Source organism: Schaalia meyeri, assembly GCF_900105015.1.
Lineage (GTDB): Bacteria > Actinomycetota > Actinomycetes > Actinomycetales > Actinomycetaceae > Pauljensenia > Pauljensenia meyeri.
The window spans coordinates 11,923-31,330 of record NZ_FNLK01000015.1 but is presented as its reverse complement, the minus strand read 5'-3'; the positions used below and the strand labels follow the sequence as shown (position 1 = coordinate 31,330).

General features: G+C 70.2%; 14 protein-coding genes. 7 read left to right on the top strand and 7 right to left on the bottom strand.

The window, feature by feature from the left end:
* Positions 1-248: 248 nt before the first annotated feature.
* The 5 genes from BLT68_RS08235 (at position 249) to BLT68_RS08220 (ending at position 6,464) form a co-directional block, all read left to right on the top strand.
* Positions 249-668, top strand: coding sequence for a hypothetical protein (locus BLT68_RS08235; protein ID WP_050695419.1), 420 nt, complete (start codon positions 249-251; stop codon positions 666-668).
* 113 nt (positions 669-781) lie between these two features.
* Positions 782-1,186, top strand: a complete 405-nt coding sequence (locus tag BLT68_RS09185) for a hypothetical protein (protein WP_131800101.1) — start codon at positions 782-784, stop codon at positions 1,184-1,186.
* A gap of 79 nt (positions 1,187-1,265) precedes the next feature.
* A complete protein-coding gene (locus BLT68_RS08230; RefSeq protein ID WP_050695417.1) occupies positions 1,266-3,035 on the top strand; it encodes an ABC-ATPase domain-containing protein in 1,770 nt (589 codons plus the stop codon).
* An 80-nt stretch (positions 3,036-3,115) separates the two neighbouring features.
* Complete coding sequence (locus BLT68_RS08225) at positions 3,116-3,883, top strand: ABC transporter ATP-binding protein (RefSeq protein WP_074633623.1); 768 nt, start codon at positions 3,116-3,118, stop codon at positions 3,881-3,883.
* Positions 3,884-3,941: 58 nt separating this feature from the next.
* Entirely contained in the window at positions 3,942-6,464 is a 2,523-nt protein-coding gene (locus BLT68_RS08220; protein ID WP_074633621.1) for an ABC transporter permease, read from the top strand.
* 93 nt (positions 6,465-6,557) lie between these two features.
* Here BLT68_RS08220 and BLT68_RS08215 read toward each other — a convergent pair whose 3' ends face one another.
* A complete protein-coding gene (locus BLT68_RS08215; RefSeq protein WP_050695414.1) occupies positions 6,558-8,327 on the bottom strand; it encodes an L-serine ammonia-lyase, iron-sulfur-dependent, subunit alpha in 1,770 nt (589 codons plus the stop codon).
* 124 nt (positions 8,328-8,451) lie between these two features.
* Between BLT68_RS08215 and mtnN the strand changes: the two genes are divergently transcribed.
* Positions 8,452-9,195, top strand: a complete 744-nt coding sequence (gene mtnN, locus BLT68_RS08210) for a 5'-methylthioadenosine/S-adenosylhomocysteine nucleosidase (protein WP_074633620.1) — start codon at positions 8,452-8,454, stop codon at positions 9,193-9,195.
* Positions 9,192-9,764 (top strand): low molecular weight protein-tyrosine-phosphatase, encoded by a 573-nt coding sequence (locus BLT68_RS08205; RefSeq protein WP_070779265.1) that lies wholly within the window; start codon positions 9,192-9,194, stop codon positions 9,762-9,764. The genes mtnN and BLT68_RS08205 overlap by 4 nt, the downstream gene beginning before the upstream one ends.
* Here BLT68_RS08205 and BLT68_RS08200 read toward each other — a convergent pair.
* The 6 genes from BLT68_RS08200 to BLT68_RS08175 all read right to left on the bottom strand — a co-directional run bounded on the left by BLT68_RS08200 (position 9,761) and on the right by BLT68_RS08175 (position 19,163).
* Positions 9,761-11,119, bottom strand: a complete 1,359-nt coding sequence (locus BLT68_RS08200) for a cytochrome c biogenesis protein/redoxin (RefSeq protein WP_070779264.1) — start codon at positions 11,117-11,119, stop codon at positions 9,761-9,763. The genes BLT68_RS08205 and BLT68_RS08200 overlap by 4 nt on opposite strands.
* 108 nt (positions 11,120-11,227) lie before the next feature.
* On the bottom strand, positions 11,228-11,845 hold the full coding sequence (locus BLT68_RS08195) for an AAA family ATPase (RefSeq protein ID WP_232618800.1): 618 nt from the start codon (positions 11,843-11,845) through the stop codon (positions 11,228-11,230).
* A 68-nt stretch (positions 11,846-11,913) separates the two neighbouring features.
* Positions 11,914-12,447 carry a phosphoribosyltransferase gene (locus BLT68_RS08190; RefSeq protein WP_050695409.1) on the bottom strand — a complete coding sequence of 178 codons (534 nt, stop codon included), beginning with the start codon at positions 12,445-12,447 and terminating at the stop codon, positions 11,914-11,916.
* A gap of 158 nt (positions 12,448-12,605) precedes the next feature.
* Positions 12,606-13,106 (bottom strand): SprT-like domain-containing protein, encoded by a 501-nt coding sequence (locus BLT68_RS08185; RefSeq protein ID WP_074633617.1) that lies wholly within the window; start codon positions 13,104-13,106, stop codon positions 12,606-12,608.
* Positions 13,103-18,079 carry a DUF3418 domain-containing protein gene (locus tag BLT68_RS08180; RefSeq protein WP_232618740.1) on the bottom strand — a complete coding sequence of 1,659 codons (4,977 nt, stop codon included), beginning with the start codon at positions 18,077-18,079 and terminating at the stop codon, positions 13,103-13,105. Before BLT68_RS08180 ends, BLT68_RS08185 begins: the two co-directional genes overlap by 4 nt.
* A gap of 133 nt (positions 18,080-18,212) precedes the next feature.
* Positions 18,213-19,163, bottom strand: a complete 951-nt coding sequence (locus tag BLT68_RS08175; protein WP_074633615.1) for an ADP-ribosylglycohydrolase family protein — start codon at positions 19,161-19,163, stop codon at positions 18,213-18,215.
* Positions 19,164-19,408: the final 245 nt, after the last annotated feature.

Sequence of the window (19,408 nt, the reverse complement as noted above, 5' to 3'; positions counted from 1 at the left end):
GCGGTGAATCCCGGCGGGCCTGCGCCCGCCGGGGGACGTTGGGGTCCCTGCGATGACGCGCAGGGACCCCAACGCGTGCCCCTGAGTGACATCCCGCAGCCCGCGCCGCTCTACGGCCAGCGGCCGGTGGTGTGCCAGGAATAACGCGCCGTTTGTCGCTGTCGGGGTCCGGGGCCCGTTTCCGCAGGGGTAGCACATGGGCTACGATAAACCGCGTATCTGATCAACGAGTCCAGTTGGAGCAACCCATGAGTGATCCCGCAAACCCGTACTCCGCTGCCCCCTCGACAGGGCAGCCCCCCTACGGCCAGCAACAGCCCCAAGGCCAGCAGGGCGCCTACGGCCAGCCCGTCTATGGGCAGCCGGTGTATGCGCTTAATCCCGCGGTCGAGAAGATCCGTTCGAATGCGTCGATGGTGCGCATGCTGTCGTTCCTGAGCTTCCTGTTCGGCGGGGTAATCCTGTCGGCTTGCATGTGGGTTTGGGCGAACAAGATGGTGTCTGAGGCTCAGTCCCTCGGCGCCCCGGCGGACGTTACGACGGAGGTGCAGGGCGCGCGTTCGACCGCCAAGATCGTCACCTTTGTCCACATTGCAGTTGTCGTCGCGGTAATCCTGTTCATGGTCTTGATCGTGATCATGGCGATCCTCGCGGATCCAAATATCTGAACAAGCCTCGCTCGACAGCGGTGCCCGGTGTTTTTTCGGGCACCGCTGTTTTGCGCCGGATGGCGTGCGCTACGATGGGCGGGTACTGTCAGCGATTTGATGTGGAGCATCCCGTGAGCGATCCCGCGAACCCGTACGCTTCCACCCCCTCTGGCGCCCAGCCTCCCTACGCTGCTCAACCCGGCTACGGACAGGCTTCCCCCGGCCAACAGACCCCTTACGGTACTCAGCCCGGTTGCGCACCGGTGAGCCCCAGCAGGTTTGACAGTCTTCGAACGTATTCAACAGTTATTACCATCCTGTCCATTCTCAGCTGGTTTACCCTGCATCTCGCGGTGTCGATACCGGTCATGATATGGGCGATCATTCTGGCCCGGAAGGCGCGGGCGGAGGAGACGCCCGCCGATGTACGGTCCGCAGTGAGGGCGGCGCGACTGGTCTCGATCATCATGGTTGTCCTCCAGGTCATCATCGTTATCGTCGGCATCGCCTTATTTCTCATGAGCCTGGAGGCGTAGTTCTCGCGCGAGCATTCCCTGGGCGCCCGGCCAGCAGGCGGTTCTCCGCCGCCGGTGGTTTCGCCTGTATTCTTAAGGCATGACTCCCCGATACGAAGCCCCCTCCCGCTCAGTCGCCGGAACCGATGCTGACCTGCTGGCCCAGCTGCGTCACGCGGACGGGCGGCCCTACGGCTTCTACAAGAACCTCGCGGGCGCGTGGGACTACGGTGACTTCACCCTCGCGGTCGACCACGTCCAGGCGGACCCCTACGCGCCGCCGTCGGCCCTGCGGGCCTACACGACCCCCCGGGCGATGGGCCTGCCCGAGGCCGCCCTGGCCTCGTCGGACGCGCGCCTGGCGGCCGCGGACTTTCTGGCCCGAGCCTTCGACGAAGCCATCCGCGGTCGCGCAGCGCGCGACCTGTCCATCGCCCGTGCGGGCGCGCTCATCCTGCAACGCTCCTACGCCAGCGTGCTGCCCGATCGCGTTGAGGTGCGCTTCCAGGTGAAGCTCCCCGCGCGCGGGCGCACCATCCTGGGCAAGAGCGCGGCCCGACTCTTTGACGTGGACGTGCCCAACGTCATCATGGATTGCTTCGACTTTATCTCCCAGGACCCGGAAACGACCCGCAAACGTTCCCGCCTGCTGGCGCACGTCGCCACGTACGAGGACTACCGGGCACTCCAGGAACAGCTGGAGGCTAACGGGTGGGTGTCCTTCGTCGCCGACCAATCCCTCCTGGCCCGCCGCTCCGGCGTGTCCGAAGCGCCCCTGGCGGGCGAGGGCGTCGTCGCCTTCACCGCCCCCGACTCCCTGCGCGCCTCGGTGACGCTGCCGCACGCGGGCGAGGTATCCGGCATGGCGATTCCCGCCGGCCTGACGCTGATCGTGGGCGGCGGATACCACGGCAAATCCACGCTGCTTGAGGCCATCGCTCAGGGCGTGTACGCGCACGTGCCCGGGGACGGCCGTGAGCTGGTCGCCACCGACCCCACCGCCACGAAAGTGCGCGCCGCCGACGGTCGAGCCGTCACGGGCGTCGATATTTCCCCGTTCATCACCCACCTGCCGGGTGGGATGGACACCACCAGCTTCTCGACGGAGAACGCGTCGGGATCCACGTCGCAGGCGGCCTCGATCATCGAGTCCCTGGAGCTGGGCGCCCGCGCGCTGCTCATCGACGAGGACACCTCCGCGACGAACCTCCTCATCCGCGACACGCGCATGCGTGACCTGGTGGCCGCCGACAAGGAACCGATCACGCCGCTCGTGGACCGCGTGGCCTCCCTGACCCGGGCCGGTACATCGCTGATCATGGTCGTCGGAGGATCGGGCGCCTTCCTGGACGCCGCCGACCGGGTTCTCATGATGGACAACTACCGCTGCCTGGACGTGACCGACCGTGCTCGCCAGGTCGCCACCGACCTGCCGCGCCCCCGCACCGACGCGCCCGCCATCTGGGAGGCCGCCCCGCGTGTGCCTCGACCGAAAGCCCGCGCGGACCGACCGCGCACCAAGGCATCGGGCACGCAGACCCTGACCCTGGACCGCCAAGCCATCGACATCTCCGACGTGGAGGCGGTCGTCGATCCCGGCCAGGCCGAGGCCATCGCGTGGTGCGTGCGCGGTGTTCTCGAAGAAATGGCCGGAAAACAGTCCCTGCCAGACCTGCTGGCCAAGCTGGGCCGACGCCTGGCCTCCGAGGGCCTGGACGCCGCCTGTAAATTCGGCGCCCGCCCCTACCCGGCGTTCCTCGCACGCCCGCGCCTGATCGACGTGGGCGCGGCGATCAACCGCTACCGCGGACTGGCCCTGCGCTCCCCCCACCCCGAGCACCCCCAGCACGAGTCTCCGACCGGCCCCTGACGCGCCCCCGGGTGCGTTCAGGGGGCAATCAGGGATAACCTCCGTAGCGCCGGGCCGCCCGCGCCGCGCAGGATGGATGCATGAACACAAACACTGTATCCACCCAGGCCCGCGCGGCCACCCAGGAGGCCCAGGCCTCGCCCATCGTCCGACTCGAGGAGGTGTCCAAAATCTATGGGAGCGGGGACGCGCAGGTGCGCGCCCTCGCGGGCGTGAGCGTCGGCTTCGGGGCCGGCGAGTTCACCGCCATCATGGGCCCCTCCGGATCCGGCAAGTCCACGATGATGCACATCCTCGCCGGGCTGGACGCGCCCACCTCAGGTCGCGTCTACGTCGAAGACACCGACATCACGGCCCTGAACGACACCGCCCTGACGAGGCTGCGCCGCGACCGCATCGGCTTCGTGTTCCAGTCCTTCAACCTGGTCCCCACCCTGGACGCGCGCGCCAACATCCTGCTGCCCATGCGCCTGGCCGGCACCTCCCCCGAACGCGACTGGTTTGACCTGATCGTGGCCTCCCTGGGCATCGGGGATCGCCTGAGCCACCGGCCCTACGAAATGTCCGGCGGCCAACAGCAGCGCGTCGCCGTCGCCCGCGCCCTCATGAGCCGCCCCGCCGTCATCGTCGCAGACGAACCCACCGGAAACCTCGACTCCCACTCCACCGGCGAGGTGATGGACCTGCTGCGCCGAGCCGTCGACGAACTGGGCCAAAGCGTCATCATGGTTACCCACGACACCAGGACCGCCGCATACGCGGACCGCGTGCTCGTGTGCCGAGACGGCCAAGTCGTCTTAGACCTGCGCGACTTCACGGCCGACACCCTGGCCGCCTTGCTGCGCTAACCACCCGCGTCGATTCCGCGCGGCATTCCCGCGCCCGCACGATCCCAAGGCTCATACCATGTCTGCAACAAACACGCTCCTGCGCGCCAATCTGCGCTCCCACGGCCGCCGCTACATCTCCACCGGCCTTGCCGTCGCCATCTCCTCCGCCTTCATCATCATCACGCTGGTCGTCATGACCGCCCTGACCGGCGGCCTCAGCGCCGGCGTCTACTCCCGATACCGGGGAGGAACCATCCTCGTCGAACAGGGCACCGACGCCGAGGCCGACTCCGCCTCGCGCGCCGAAGCCGCCCTGCGCGCGACCCCCGGCGTGACCGCCATCAAACACCTCGCCCAGTGGCCCGCCGACGTCCAAACCGATTCGACCCGCGGCCGCCTCTACGTCTCACCCCTGGCCCCCGACCCCTTCACGCCCCCCGACCTGACGGCCGGAAGCCGACCCACCGCCGACGACCAGGTGGCCCTCCCCGAATCCACGGCCTCGTCCCTGAAGGTGACGATCGGTGACACCCTGCGCATCCGCGCGGGCTTCGCCGAGGGCGCCTTTACCACCGTGACCGTCGTCGGCACGACCCGCTCGGATTCCTTCAGCGGGGGGATTCCCACCACATACGTCACCGACGGGGGATTCTCGTCCATCTTTGGCACCACCGCCGGGGCGTTCCTGGTGGCCACCTCCTCCCCCGATACGGACTCAAACGCAAACCCTTCCCAGGCCACCCAGGAGACGTGGGTGGCAACCACGCAGTCCAAGCTCAGTGGGATCCCCGGCATGACGGTGACCAGCGTCCACGAAAAGATCAACGACGACCTGAAGCAGGCACAGCTGGGAGCCGCCGCGATGATGGCGATCATGATGGCATTCCCCGCAATTGCGGCGCTCGTTGCCTCCATCGTGGTTTCTTCGACCTTCCGCGTTGTCCTCACCCAGCGGACCCGCGAACTGGCGCTGCTGCGCATCCTGGGGGCAACGAGGCGTCAGGTGCGTTCGCTGGTCACGCGCGAAGCCTTCGCGATCGGCGCGATCTCATCCGCGATTGGCGTCGCATGCGGTGCGCTGATTGGCGTGCTCGCAGTGGTGGGCACCGGGTTGGCCGATAGCTTCACCTCCGCGCTGGCCTCCCTGTCCATCTTGCAGGTCGTCGGCACCTGGCTGGGTGCCACCATCTTTACGACCTTCGTCGGCATTTTTCCCGCGCGCGCCGCCTCCCGCGTCGCCCCCGTCGCCGCGCTCGCCCCCGTCAACGAGACCGGAGCCGCCGCCCGCAAGAAGCACACCGTACGCTTCGTCCTCGGCCTGCTCATCGCGGCAGGCGGGATAACCCTGGTGGCCGTCGCGTGGCGCATGGCGGATGCTTCCCACAAGTTCCTGGGTTCCTTCGGTGGATCGCTGCTCGCCCTCATCGGCGCGCTCCTGGCGATCTCGGTTCTCTTGCCCGCCCTCACCCGCGGATTCGGTATCGCATTCCCCGGAACGCTGGCCGCCATGGCGCGCGAGAACACCACCCGCAACCCCGGACGAACCTCCGCCACGGGCGCCGCCATCATCATTGGCGTCACCCTGGTCGTCACCATCATGGTGGGAGCCGCCTCCATGCGCACCACCCTGACCAACGCGGTCAACTCAGCCAGGCCCTTTGATCTCATCGCAGTGAGCACGACCGGAACCCTCACTGATGACCAGAGAGCCACCATCGCGGGCACCGAGGGCGTCGCCGCCATCGCGGACCAGTACTCCGCCAGCGGCACCCTCACCACCACGTCGGGCGCACCCGCCTACAAAACGTCCGGGGGCAGCGGCGAGGCGGACATGGACTCGGCGGTCATGATCATCGGGCAGCCGGACTATGCAGCCGTCGCCCACTCCTCCGTCACCCAGATCAGAGACGACCAGGTGAGTGTCGGGGAGGAGTCCCTGGCCGGGCAAACGCTGCGGCTGTGTGGCTCCACCTGCGTGGACCTGACCGCCGTGCACAGCAAGCGCACCGACTACGGGAAAGCCACCGTTTCCGAATCGACCCTGCGGCGCATCGCCGACCCCGTGCGCCAAGCCGTCATCATCAAGCTGGCCGACGGCGCTAACGTCGAGGCGGTCCAAGCCGCCCTGCTCAAAGACTCATCCCTGAGTGTCTCCGGCAGCGCCCTCGAACGCCAGGTGTACTTGAAGACCATCGACAAACTGATGATCGTCCTCGTTGGGCTCCTCGGTGTGTCCGTCCTGGTGTCCCTGGTCGGGGTCGCCAACACCCTGTCCCTGTCCGTCGCGGAACGCACCCGCGAAAACGGGCTGCTGCGAGCGCTGGGCCTCACGCGACGTCAAATGAAGGGGCTCCTGGCCCTCGAAGCCCTGTTCCTGTCGCTCACGGGGGCGCTCATCGGCCTGGCTCTGGGGACCGGCTTCGGCTGGGTCGGTATCAAGGCCCTCCCCATCGAAGGAGCCACCCCCGTGCTGACTGTCCCCTGGGTGCAGCTGGCCGCGGTCTGCGCGATTGCCGTCCTGTCCGCGCTGGTCGCCTCCTGGCTGCCCGGCCGCCGCGCCGCCCGCGTCAGCCCCTCCGAGGCGCTCGCGACGGAGTAGGCAATCGCGCCGGGCTTTGCAGGGTGGCCGGCCCGCTGATTGGGCGGGCCACCCCGCGGTGGGGTGCCTCTGGCAGGTGTACCTGCGCCGCCCTCAGCACTCCACGACGTTGACGGCCAATCCACCCTCGGATGTCTCCTTGTATTTGGAGAGCATGTCGTTACCCGTCTGACGCATCGTTTCGATGACGACGTCCAGGCTCACGGTGTGCCGTCCGTCGCCCCACAGGGCCATGCGTGCCGCGTTGATCGCCTTGACCGCAGCGATAGCGTTGCGCTCGATGCACGGCACCTGCACCAGGCCGGCCACCGGGTCACACGTGAGCCCCAGCGAATGCTCCATCGCGATCTCCGCCGCGTTCTCGACCTGCTGCGGGGTGCCGCCCAGCGCCTGCGCCAGCCCGGCCGCGGCCATCGCCGAGGCCGATCCGACCTCGCCCTGGCAGCCGACCTCGGCCCCCGCAATGGAAGCGTTCGTCTTGATGAGCGCGCCGATAGCCGTCGCCGTGAGCAGGAAATCGTGCACGAGTGTGCGTCGGCGGCCCACCTGCGCGCTCGCAGAGGAGTTGCCGGACGCGGCCTCGCCGGGTGACAGGTCGGGGTCTGCCGGGGACTGTGGCCTCATGCGGATGTGAGCGAGGGGGGCGACCGCACGGTCTTTCGTGGCGGGCCCCGCGGCCACGCCGGGAGTGGAACCGGTCTCCGGGCAGTGGGTCACGAGGTAGCCGAGCACCGCGGGAATGACCCCCGAGGCACCGTTGGTGGGCGCGGTGACGACGCGGTGCCCCGCGGCATTCTCTTCGTTCACGGCCAGCGCAAAGAGGTTCACCCAGTCCATCGCGCGCATGGGGTCGGCCACGGTGGACACCCATGCGCGCGTACCGTCGAAACGATCGCGGCCCGCCGCGGCCGCCTCGGCATTCGGGCCGTTTTCGGCCCGATTCCCCGAAACGGGAGGGGCACCTGTCAGGCGCTGCGCGAGTTTGCCGGCCAGCGCGCGTGCGCGGCGAGGCACGTCCAACCCTCCCGGCAGGATCCCGGTCGCCGAGGCGCCCGCGTCCACGCAGTCAAACATCGTGTCGGCGATGCGGTCGAGGTAGGCGTTCACGGCCTCGCGAGGCCGGACCGCCTCTTCGTTGGCTCGAACCAGCTGCGCGATACTCATGCCCGTCGCGTCGCACCGGGCCAGCAGCTGCGCGCCCGACGTAAAGGGGTGCGGCGCGGGAACGTCGATGCCGACCCCGGCCTGGCTGGTTGCCAGCGACGAAACCTCGGGGCGGTCGGTGTCGTCGTTCGTCTGAATCATGACGAAACCGCCGCCCACCGAATAGTACGTGCGTTGCAGGACGATGCCGCCATCCTCCCCGGATGCCGTGATGGTCAGCGCGTTCACGTGATAGGGGAGAATCGTGCGCGCAGCGAAGCGGACGTCTCGCGCGATGTCGAGCGCAACCTGCGTGCCGCTCGGCAGCGTCAGGTTTCCCGTGCGCGCCAGGGTCGGCACAATGGTGTCAACCGTCTCGATATCGACGGTCTCGGGGTCGTATCCCGCCAGGCCCAGGAGCACCGCGCGGTCCGTGGAGTGACCGCGCCCCGTGGCCCCCAGGGAGCCGAACAGGTCGACCGTGATGTGGGTCGGCGGCGTCAGCGTCGTCAGCTCCGTCGTGAAAGCCAGGCCCGCGCGCATCGGGCCCACCGTGTGGGACGAGGATGGCCCGATGCCGATGCGGAACATGTCGAAGACCGACAGCGGGTGGGGCGCGTCGTGCGCGGCGATCTCGCCGGAGACAATGGCGGCGGGCGTGGGGCGCGTCGGATCGTAGGTGGTGACGGGTGCGCCGAGAGCGACGGGGCGTAGGTCCATAGACTCTATTGTGCAGCAGCTGTCCGCCCCAGTGGCTCAAGAACGACTTGATGGATCGTGAAGGCGGGCGCACCGGCCCCGGGAGAGCGCGCCCGGGACGGGCCGTTCGCCTAACATGGAGGGCATGAATCTGCGTTTCCCCAGGCGCGTTCACGTCGACGCCATCATCCAAGCCGCCATGGATATGGAGGCCGCGCCGCTTTTGCACGAGCTGATGCCCATCGGGGACGACGAGGCACCGCAGGCCGTCCTGGCCGGGACACACAAGACCCAGCGTTTCGCCCTCGGGGAGCTGGGCGGGCGCACCGTCCTGGTCGTCACCTCCGGTATCGGGTTGGCCAACGCCGCCTCCGCGACCGCGCGCGCCCTCACCCTGGCCCACGCGCCCGTGGTCATCGCCGCGGGCACCACCGGCGGGCTCGCCCGCGACATCAACGTCGGCGACATCGCCGCGGGAACCACCGCGATCTACGGGCAGGCCGACGCGACCCCCTTCGGATACGCCCCGGGGCAGGTGCCGCAGATGCCCGTCGAATACTCCTCTTCCGAGGCTGCCGCCGCGCGCCTTAGGGAGCTCGCCGGAATGATCGCCTATCGGGTGCGCGACGGGCGCATCGTGTCCTCCGACTCTTTTTGCACCCCAGAGCACGCCGACCCCATTCGCGAGCGCTTCCCCGACGCGATCGGGGCCGATATGGAGACCTGCGCCATGGCCCAGGTCTGCTGGTCCAGTGGCGTCGACTGGATCTCTTTGCGCGCCGTCTCCGACCTGTGCGACCCCGGCGCCGACCAAGCCTTCCACATGGACGGGCAGCGCGCCGCCTCCCACAGCGCGCGGGCCGTCATGGCCTACCTGGGGCTGCTATGAGCACCCACAGCGATCCCGCGCGCGTCCTCATGGTGTGCACCGGCAACATCTGCCGCTCCACCATGGCCCACGCCATCCTCGAACAGAGCGCCGCGCGCGCAGGTGTGAGCGTCGTCGTGGACAGCGCGGGCATCTCCGACGAGGAACACGGCAACCCCATCGACCGGCGCGCCGCCCGCGTCCTGCGCGACGCCGGATACGACGTCCCCGATCACCGGGCGCGCCAGGTGAACGCGAGCGAGCTGGGGCGGTGGGACATCGTCTTGGCCATGACCGGGCGGCACCTGAGCGCCCTGCGGCGCCTCGCCGAGCGGGCGGGAATCGAGTACCGGGGCGCGCCGCGTGGTCGCGCGGCCGAGGGGGCGCGCGGTGGACCGTGGCCGGGCGTCCCGCTCATCTGCCTGTACCGCGATTGTGACCCCGAGGGCAGCGGCGACGTGCCCGACCCGTGGTACGGCGGCCACCAGGACTTCCTGGACACGCGCGCTGTCATCGAGCGCGTCACGCCGCGCCTGCTGGAGCTGTTGCTCACGAAGGACCCCGGGGGGCGGGGCAGACCGTCGGCCTAGTCCGGCAGAGTCGCGCCCGCCTCGGTGAGCAGCGCACGCACCTGCTCCTCGAGCCCGTTGGTGCCCTGGCCCACCTGGCGCAGCTGCCCGTCTTCCCCGGCCAGGTAATGCGTCGGCCACGCGGCGACCCCGTAGTCCTGGAAGGTCGTCAGATCCGTGTCCAGCGCGACCGGGTAGGTGATGCCCAGGCGCTTGATAGCGCTGGTCACCGTGCCGGGATCGCGGTCTTGGGCATACTGCGGGGAATGCACGCCGATCACGACCAGGCCCGCGTCCTTGTACTTCTCGTAGATCCGCTCGATTTCGGGGATCTCACGCGCACAGATGACGCACGAGCTCGACCAGAAGTCCACCAGCGTGACGGTGCCGTGGGGCTCGCTCAGCGCGCCTCGCCAGTCCGACGAGTTGATGGCCGGCAGCTTCCCGCATCCCTGGCCCGTGCCCCTCGCGCACTGGGCGAAGTCGGTGCGCGCCTCCATCTGTGTTTCGGGCTCGCACACGCCGTCGTCGCAGGTATGCTTGGCCTCGGCCTGCAGGGAAGCCGTGTAGTCGGGGATCAAGCGCTGCAGGGCGGTGGGCGCGTCGGTCGCGATACCGAGCGCCAGGGCGAGCATGGCGACACCGGCGGCCACGCGCAGCGGGCGCTGGCGTTCGCGCAGGAAGCGGGCCGCGACGCCCGAACCCGCCAGGGCGACGACCAGCAGGGGGATCGCCACGCCGACCGCGAAGGAGAACGCTAAGCCGACGATGCGCCACGTGACCTGTCCGGTGTTCGACGCGACGATGATCGAGGTCAGGACCGGCCCCGCGCAGGGCACGAAGGCAGCACCCAGGATCAGGCCCAGGCCGAAGCCCGCCGCGTTGGACGAGGTGCGGGGAGCCAGGCGCGCAAACGGCCTCTCCAGGACCTCCATCACCGAGGGAATGATCATGCCGATGCCGACCGCCCCGAGCAGGACGACGCCGACCCAGCGGATCAGGTTCTGGGGCAGGTGGAGCAGGGCAAGCAGCGCGGAACCCGCGACCGTGATCAGCATGAACGAGGTGACCAGGCCCGCGACGATCAGCAGGGGCCGGCGCGTGGTGCCAGCGCCGCCGCCTTTGCGTACACGCGCGCCGCCCTGACCTCCCAGGTTCACGCCGGGCGCAACCTGGAAGAGCGAGGGGCTCACGCCCGGCTTCCCACCCTCAGAGGCGGATTCGGAGGCGGAGGCTGAGGCGGGGACCGACTGGTCCCCGGATCGTGCGGAATCCCGGCCGCCTGCGGCGCCGAGGAAGAGAGCGGGCAGGACGGGCAGGATGCACGGGGAAATACCCGTGATGAGGCCGCCGAGAAGGCCGAGTAAAATGAACATAGGTTCACCTTATGGTAACGGTGCTGGGCAAATGCGTGTCGTACGCAGTGCGCGTAATCTGGAATAACCCCCGCCGGTGGCCTGTGCGGCGGCGAAAACCCGGCGCCCCTACGGCGTGACGACCAGGTCCGCGCGCTGCTTCGTGCGCTCCACGAGGGCCACGTTCGCGGCGTCCACCGTGCGTACCCAGTGCGCGGCGTCCGACCGGTCGCGGCCAAAACTCACGTGTCGTTCGACCAGGCGCGACGCCAGGGTGTGGAAGGGCGTGTCGATGTAGACGAGCAGATCGATGAGGCCGCGCACGTCCGCCCACCCCGGCAGCTCCAGCCCCAGGTAGTTGCCCTCGGTGATGACGACGCCGCGGGTTTCGATGGGCAGGGAAGCGGCCACGGGCTCGTGCAGGTCGCGGCGATAGTCGGGTGCGAGCACCACGGAATCGGCGCGGCGCACCCGCCCCAGCAGGGCAACGTACCCGCCCACGTCGAAGGTGTCGGGCGCGCCCTTGTGATCGTCCAGATCCCGATCGGCCAGCAGGGCGTTGGACATGTGAAAGCCATCCATGGGGGCCTGCCCCGCGACGGGCACGCCCGCCCGGGGGAGGGCGCGGGTGAGTTCGGCGGCGATCGTCGTCTTGCCGGTGCCGGGCGGCCCGGTCAACCCCAGGACACGCACCGGGTCGCCGAGCGTCGCGCGCGAGGCGACGGCCTGGACGATGCGCGCGACGATCCGCGAGGCCGTGCCCGCCCTGGGTGCCCCCGCGTCCTCGCGCCGGTCCGCGCCAGCCGACGGCGTGGTCACGGCTGGATGACGGGCAGCGTCGACCAGGGGAAGTTGATCCAGCTGGAGGTGTGCGCCCACACGTAGTCGGGATCGATGATGGACGCGGGCTTCTTATAGATGACTGCGCTGCGAGCCTCAACGCGCACGGCGGAGGTGCCGTCCAACGACAGGCCGTGCTCGCTGATGAGGTCCATGACCATCTTGAGGGTCTTGCCCGAGTCGGCAACGTCGTCAATGACCAGAACCTTCTTGCCGTCCATCGCGGACACGTCCATGAGCGGGGGCAGCAGAACGGGCTCGGACAGGGTCTCACCGACGGCGGAATAGAACTCGACGTTCATGGTGCCGATGGCCTTGACGTCCATCGCATAGGCGATGGTGCCGGCGGGAATGAGGCCGCCGCGCGCGATCGCGACGATCAGGTCCGGGAGCCACCCGGAGTCGGCGATTAGCTGCGCGAGTTCGCGAGACGCGTCGCCGAAGCCCTGCCAGGTCAGGACTTCGCGGTCGGCGGCAGTGGTGGCGTCGGGGCTGGCGATGGTTCCCATGTCTTCCTTCTCTCGGGGGTGATGCCCTCAAGGGTATCGCCCGTGGGCGGGTGCGTGCGCGCCCGCGCCGCATCATCGTGCAGATCCACCATCCCCGGTCCGGCGCCGGGGCGCGTCGGCGCCGGACCGGGCGTGTCTGGCCCAATTGTTGAGCGCCGTCAGTTGATCCGGGCGAGCTCACGCTCGTAGGCTCGCCCGGGCGAGGCAGGGGTACCGCACCGCCGCCAGGTGAGGATCAGGGAGGGGTCGAAGCTGGATGAACACGCCCCGCATGAGGACACCCGGCGCGGCGCCCGATAGAGGTGGCGTGTCGCGCCGCAGCGCGGGCAGGTGCCCACCCAGGGGGCCTCGGGCGCGGGCAGGGTCGAGGGGAGCCGCGCGGAGACGGGCGCGCCCAGGGATAGGGCCGCGCGCCTCCACGTGGCGTCGTGGCCGTGGGAGGGGCCGACCAGGGCGTGGGCGATCTCGTGGAGGATGACGCCCCTGATAGTGTCCGGGTCGTACAGGTCGGTGAGCGGTCCAGAAAGGCTGATCGTGCGCGTGGCGTGCGAGCATGCCCCCGCCCGGCGTCGAGCGCGGTCGAAACGGAAGCGCCACGCGTCAAGCCCCGACGCATCCATGAGCCTTCGCGCGAGGAGGCGCGCCTCTATCCGCTTCACCTGGCCCCCGCGAGGACCCCGAGGAGGCGCTTCATGGACACCTTGTTCGGCGTGCCCAGGGTCTGGGCGAACATCGACACCCGCAGCTCCTCGGCCATCCACCTGGCCTGCGTGAGGGCGCGCGCGGCCGAAGCGTCGTATGGCCTGCGTTCCTGCGCCTCGCGGGCGGAGTCGATGTCCGCCTCGGCCAGGTGGATGCGCTCCATGTCCTGCAGGTCCCGCTCCAGCGCCCCCGGCGAGGACGCGGCCCGCTCGATCCGCACCGCCCCGGCGCGCAGGTAGCGGGCCAGGTGCGGCAGGGCACAGGCGGGCGTGGCCGACACGAAGCCCTCGTAGAGCAGGGTCGCCCCGTGGCGGGCGACGTCGCCCGTGGTGGCCCTCAGCGAGGCCTGGGGGTGGGCGCGCACGGTGGCGTCGGCCTCGGCACTGGATTCCAGGGCGCGCACGACGTGGGAGAGGATCTGGTACACGCGGTCCTCGTGCGCCTCGCGTGCACCCGCCTCAAGCGCCGCGAAGGCCTTGGGGTCGCGCACGTTTGCCGGGACGGTCAGCTCGTCCACCAGGGCCAGGGCCGAGGCCAGCTGCGCGTCCGCGACCAGGGCGGCCGTGTCGGGGTAGGGCGCGGCCGCCAGCATGAGGGCCTCGCGCCCCGTCCACCGCGTCGTCACCCGGTTGGTCGCCAGGTTGATGCGGCCCAGCAGCAGGCGCGCCAGCCCCTCGCGGTGGGATCGGTCGGCCTCGGCGGCGCTGGCCATGACGCGCACGCCGGCGGCGGGGGAGGCCGCAAAGCCCTGCGGCACCAGGGAGGGGAAGGCTCGCAGCGTCATGGCGCCCGCGTTTTGGGTGATCGAACGCGGCAGGGTCGGCATGTCGGAGATGGCGTCGGCGTGGAACGCGGGATCCTCGCGGGGGGATGAGGCCGCATTCCCCTCGTGCGCACCATCGCGCGAGGGGGTGGGGCTGTTTTTCCCGCCGCTTCCTGCCGGGGCGCCCTTTCCCCGGCTTGATCCCGCCGCCCGGGCGCGGCCGCGCGTGCTCTTCCCCGCGCGCGTCCGCTTTTCGCCCGCCTCTTCCAGGGCCGCGCGCACCGCGGTGCGCACCGCGGCGTTCGCGGCGGTGGCCAAGGACCGCTGCAGGTACGCCAGATCCTTGCCCGCGCCCAGCTCGCGGCCCGAGGAGTCGACGACCACGAAGGTCATGCGCAGGTGGTCGGGCAATCGGGCGCGCGCGTGCTCCAGGTCGACCTCGCTCAGGTCGACGCCGCGCAGGACCCGCACGGCGCGGGCCAGCGCGTCAAAAACGCTGCCGTCCGTGAGGGGCCGCCGCTCCCGCGCCTCTGCCGCCCCTCCCGCGGCGCCCGTTCCCTCACGGGTCGGCCCCTGCCCGGCTTTCACCCGCCGCGTGTCCTTCGCGGGACGCTCGGCCTGCTTCGCGGGGGAGCTGCGCACCTTGGCGCGGCCCGACGAGGCGCCCCAGGCCGCCAGGCGGCCCATCGCGGCGTCCAGGCTCAGGGGGTCGGCCTGGTCCTTTCGGGCGCGTGCCTCCTCAACCCGCGCGGGCGCCTCTGCCACCGGCTCGTCCCCGGCCGCCTCGATCCAGCGCGCCACCGATGCGGCCACGTCCGGCGCGGGCGCCAGCAGGCGGCGAACACCCTTTGGCAGGGCGCGGATCGCCTCGGTCAGCAGCTCCTCGCGCATGCCCGGAACCAGCCAGTCCGTGCCCGCGTCGCTCACGCGCTCAAGCACCTCGATCGGGATGCGCATCGATACGCCGTCGCGGGCGCTGCCCGGCGCGAACTCGTAGCTCAGCGCCAGCGACACCTCCCCGCACCGCCATCGATCCGGGAAGCCCTGGCCCGACGTGGCGTCGCGCGGCATCAGCAGCGACGCGGGGTATGTCAGCGCCTCCGGGTGGGCGCGGCGCTCGTCCTTCCACCAGCGGTTAAACGCCGCAGCGCTCGCCACGTTTTCGGGGATCCGGTCGTCGAAGAAACGGAAGCGCGCCTGCTCGTCCGCGACCAGCCCGTGGGTGCGGCTGCGGCGCTCAACCTCGCGCGCCTGCTCCACCAAGGCCTCGTTCTTGCGCTGAAAAGCGTGTCGCTCCCGCCACTGGCCATCCACCAGCGCGTGACGAATAAACATCTCGCGGGCCAGCTCCCGCGCGTTCCTCCCCTCGCGCACCGACGCCAGATGTGCGAAAGGGCGCGGCTCGAACGACCCCGACGAGCGGGGATCCTGCGACGCCGACACCAGGCCCGCCGCGGCCGCCTCCAACGACCCGGCGCGCGGAGCGTGCGAACGGGAGGCAGCCCCGGCCCGGTCGATGACCGTCTCGCCCAGGCGGCCCAGCAAAACCTCACGGTTTGCCGCCAGCGTCAACCCGTAGAGCGTCACGCGCTCGCGGACCAGCGCGGCGCCCTTCGCGATCGACCAGAACGGTTCCGAGTACGAGCGTTTGAGCAGGCCGCGCGCCGCCGGCTCCACCCACTCCGGGCGGATCCGCGCCACCGTGCGGGCAAAAAGCCGCGAGGTCTCCACCAGCTCCGCCGTCATCACCCAGTGAGGGTGACCCGACACCCCCGACCCCGGCCAGATCGTGAAGTGCGTGCCCCGCGCGCCCTCGTAGTCGCGCTTCGTTTCGTCCCACGAACCCAGGTAAGACAGCAGGCCCACCAGCAGCGAGCGGTGCACCTGGTCAGCGTCCACGCTGGCGCTCCCCGCTTCAAAGGCCAGCACCGCACGCACGGCCGCGTCCTGGGCGCCCCCGAGGCGGGCGGCCTCTACGACGTCGCCCGCAGACGGCTCCCCCACCGGTTCCGCACCGATCCCCAGCACCCGCGCCATCTGGCGCAGCTGCCCCACCACGTCGCGCCACTCGCGCCACCTCAGGTAGTGGAAAAACTCTGCCCGGCACATGCGCCGGAACGCCGACCCCGACAGGTCGCGCGCCTGCACCGCCAGGTAACGCCACAGGTTCAGGTAGGTGATGAAGTCCGAATGCGGGTCCGCCAGCCGCGCGTGCGAGGCGTCCGCCTCGCCCTGGCGATCCGCCGGGCGCTCGCGCACATCCTGGATGGACAGGGCGGCGACGATGACCAGCACCTCCGACGCACACCCCAGGCGCTGGGCCTCCAGCAGCATGCGCCCCAGGCGCGGGTCGATCGGCAGCCGCGCCAGGTCCCGGCCCGTGGCCGTCAGCCGGTAGCGGGACGAGGAACGCCCCGCCTCGGCGGCCATCTCCCGCTTCCCGGTCGCGCCGGTCGCGGCCCCGGTGGCCTCATCCGCCGCGAGCGCTCCGGGGTCTGCCGAGTCTCCCGGCGAGCCCGCGCGTTTTGCCTGTGCCCCGCCCGCCGCCAGGGCGCCGATCTCGACCAGCAGCGCAACGCCGTCGCGTACCGCCCGGCGATCCGGCGCGTCCAAGAACGGAAAGTCCTCCACTGTCCCCAGGCCCAGGGACGCCATCTGCAGGATGACGCTGGCCAGGGATGTGCGCAGGATCTCCGGCTCCGTGAAACGCGGGCGGGCGGCGTAGTCCGCCTGCGAGTACAGCCGGATGGCCACGCCCTCGGCGACGCGTCCGCAGCGCCCCGCGCGCTGGTTCGCGCTGGCCTGGCTGACCGGCTCGATCGGCAGGCGCTGGACCTTCGTCTTGTTCGAATACCGCGAAATGCGCGCCAAACCCGGGTCGATCACGTAGCGGATCCCCGGAACCGTCAGCGATGTTTCCGCCACGTTCGTCGCCAAGACGACGCGGCGCAGCCGGTGCGGTTCGAACACGCGGTGCTGCTCGGCGGCCGTCAGCCGCGCGTACAGCGGCAGGATCTCGATATCCCCGCTGCGCGCGCCCTTGTCGTCTCCCGCGCGACGGCCTCGGCCCTTCAAGTGGTCCAGGAGAGCGGCCTCCGTGTCGCGGATGTCGCGCTCGCCGGGCAGGAACACCAGGATGTCGCCCTCGCCCGTGGCGCTCAGCTCGTCCACCGCGTGACAGATGGCCGTCTCCACGTCGATGTCTTCGCCCGCGCCGTAGCCCAGGGTGGCCAGCTCGTCGTCCGGGTCCTCCAGGACCAGCTGGAGCGGGCCCTCGGTGGGGAACTCGTCGGCAGGGGTTCGGCCGGTCGCGTCCGGGCGGGGACGGGCCTCCCCCGCCGCGCCCTGGGATGCGGCCGCCTCCGACGTGTACGAGGACGACCCCGACGGACCCAGGGGACGGTAGCGGACTTCCACCGGGTAGGTGCGGCCCGACACCTCAATCACGGGGGCCGCTCGAATCAGGCGGCCCTGGCCGGGCGTCCCCTCCCACGCGCCGAAATGGCGGGCGAAACGATCCGAATCGATCGTCGCCGACGTGATGATCACCTTCAGGTCCGGGCGTGCGGGCAGCAGGCGCGCCACGTACCCCAGGATGAAATCGATGTTGAGGCTTCGCTCGTGGGCCTCGTCAATGATGAGAGTGTCGTAGCGGCGCAGCATCGGATCCGACTGGATTTCAGCCAGGAGGATGCCGTCCGTCATCAGCTTCACCAGGGTGGTGGGTCCCACCTCGTCTGTGAAACGCACCTGGTAGCCCACGACCTGGCCGGGGGCGCGCCCCACCGACTGGCCCAGCTCGTGGGCGATGCGATCCGCGACCGAGCGCGCCGCCAGCCTGCGCGGCTGCGTGTGCCCGATCATTCCTGCCACGCCGCGGCCCAGCTGCATGCAGATCTTCGGCAGCTGCGTCGTTTTGCCCGAACCCGTCTCGCCCGAGACGATGACGACCTGGTGGTCGCGGATGGCGGCGGCGATCTCGTCGCGGCGCGCGCTCACCGGCAGGTCCGGAAAGGAAATCAACGGGATCGCGGCCGCGCGCTGCGCCAGCTGCTCCGGGGTAAAGGGCTTGAAGGCGCGGGTGTGGGCGCTCGCGGGGCGTCCGCTACCCCGGCGGTTCGCGTGGGGCGCGGGTGAACCCGGCTTGCGGGGACGAGAATCAGGCATGATACGGCCAGTCTAGTCGCTCCGATGGGGGCTGGGCCGACCGCCGTCAAGTTGTGGCTGCCCGGAGCGTTCGTTCGGCCGTATCTTTGCTGGATTCACAGACGCGGATGACCGAGCCACGTCTGCCTGCTTCCTACAGGTCTTCGTCGAAGCGGGTGCGCGGCGCCTTCAGGTCAAGCGCCACCAGGTCGCACGCCAGCGCGTCAATCTGATCCCCGTCGTGGATCTGCGCCCGCCAGGACGGTCGGATCGCCTCGACCCCAAAGAAGGCGCCGCCCAACTGCCCGTAGATCGCGGCGTTCGTGTCCGCGTCCCCGCCCAGGTTCGCCAGGGCCAGGACGGCCTCGTCGAAGGATGAGAAGTCCAGCAGGCCGTGGACGGCCAGGCGCAGCCCGTCGATGATGTACCCGCTGGTCGAGGCCTCCCACGAGGCGCGCGTCGTCGGGTCTGCGCTGATCACCCGCGCGGCGACATCGTCGAGGGACACACCCGTCGACGCCCAGGAGACGTCAACGATTCGATCGGGTTCCCACCCGAGGAGCGCCCCCACGAGCAGGGCTGCGAAAACCTCGGTGCCGGCCTCGGCCTCGACGGAGTAGTGTGTCTCCCGCGCGCTCAGGCCCGCGGTTGCGACCACCTCGCGTGGGTCGCGCGAGGGGAAGCCGGCGATCACCACGGGAGCCAGACGCATGATCGAGCCGTTGCCGGCGCTGGTCGTGCGCGGCGCGCCCCTGGGTACGCGGGGCTCGTCGCGGAAGGCATCCAGCGCGTGGTTCACCTGGTTTCCAATGTCGAAGCACCGTCCCGTCGAGGAGCGGTAGCCCTCGCAACGCCAGCGCTCGTAGCGCTCCATGACGTCGAAGGAGTCGTAGCGCCCCTGCGCCAGCAGCGAATCTGCCAGACACAGCGCCATCGATGTGTCATCGGTCCACTGTCCGGGCTTCAAGACAAACACGCCTCCCCCGACCATGTCCGTGATCGGCGGGAACGTGCCCGTCGGCTGGAACTCGTTCGTGGTGCCCAGCGCGTCGCCGACCGCCAGGCCGACCAGCGCGCCGCGCGCCCGAGAAAGAAACGACATCATGCGCCCAGTGTGACACGGCGGTCCCCCACCTGGCGGCAGCCCTCGCGTGGAGTCGGCCCTCACCTGGAGCAAACCCCCATCTGGACCCAGCCCGCCCAGACGGGCGACGCGGCCCGCGCCCGGTGCTGAGCGCTCGCGACCTCACCGCACGCGATGCGGCCCCCGCCGAGCGAGCCCGGGCCTCGGCCCAGGCGGTGTGCCCCTGATGCCGCCGCGGCTTTCCGACCGCCCACGCATCGGGTCCG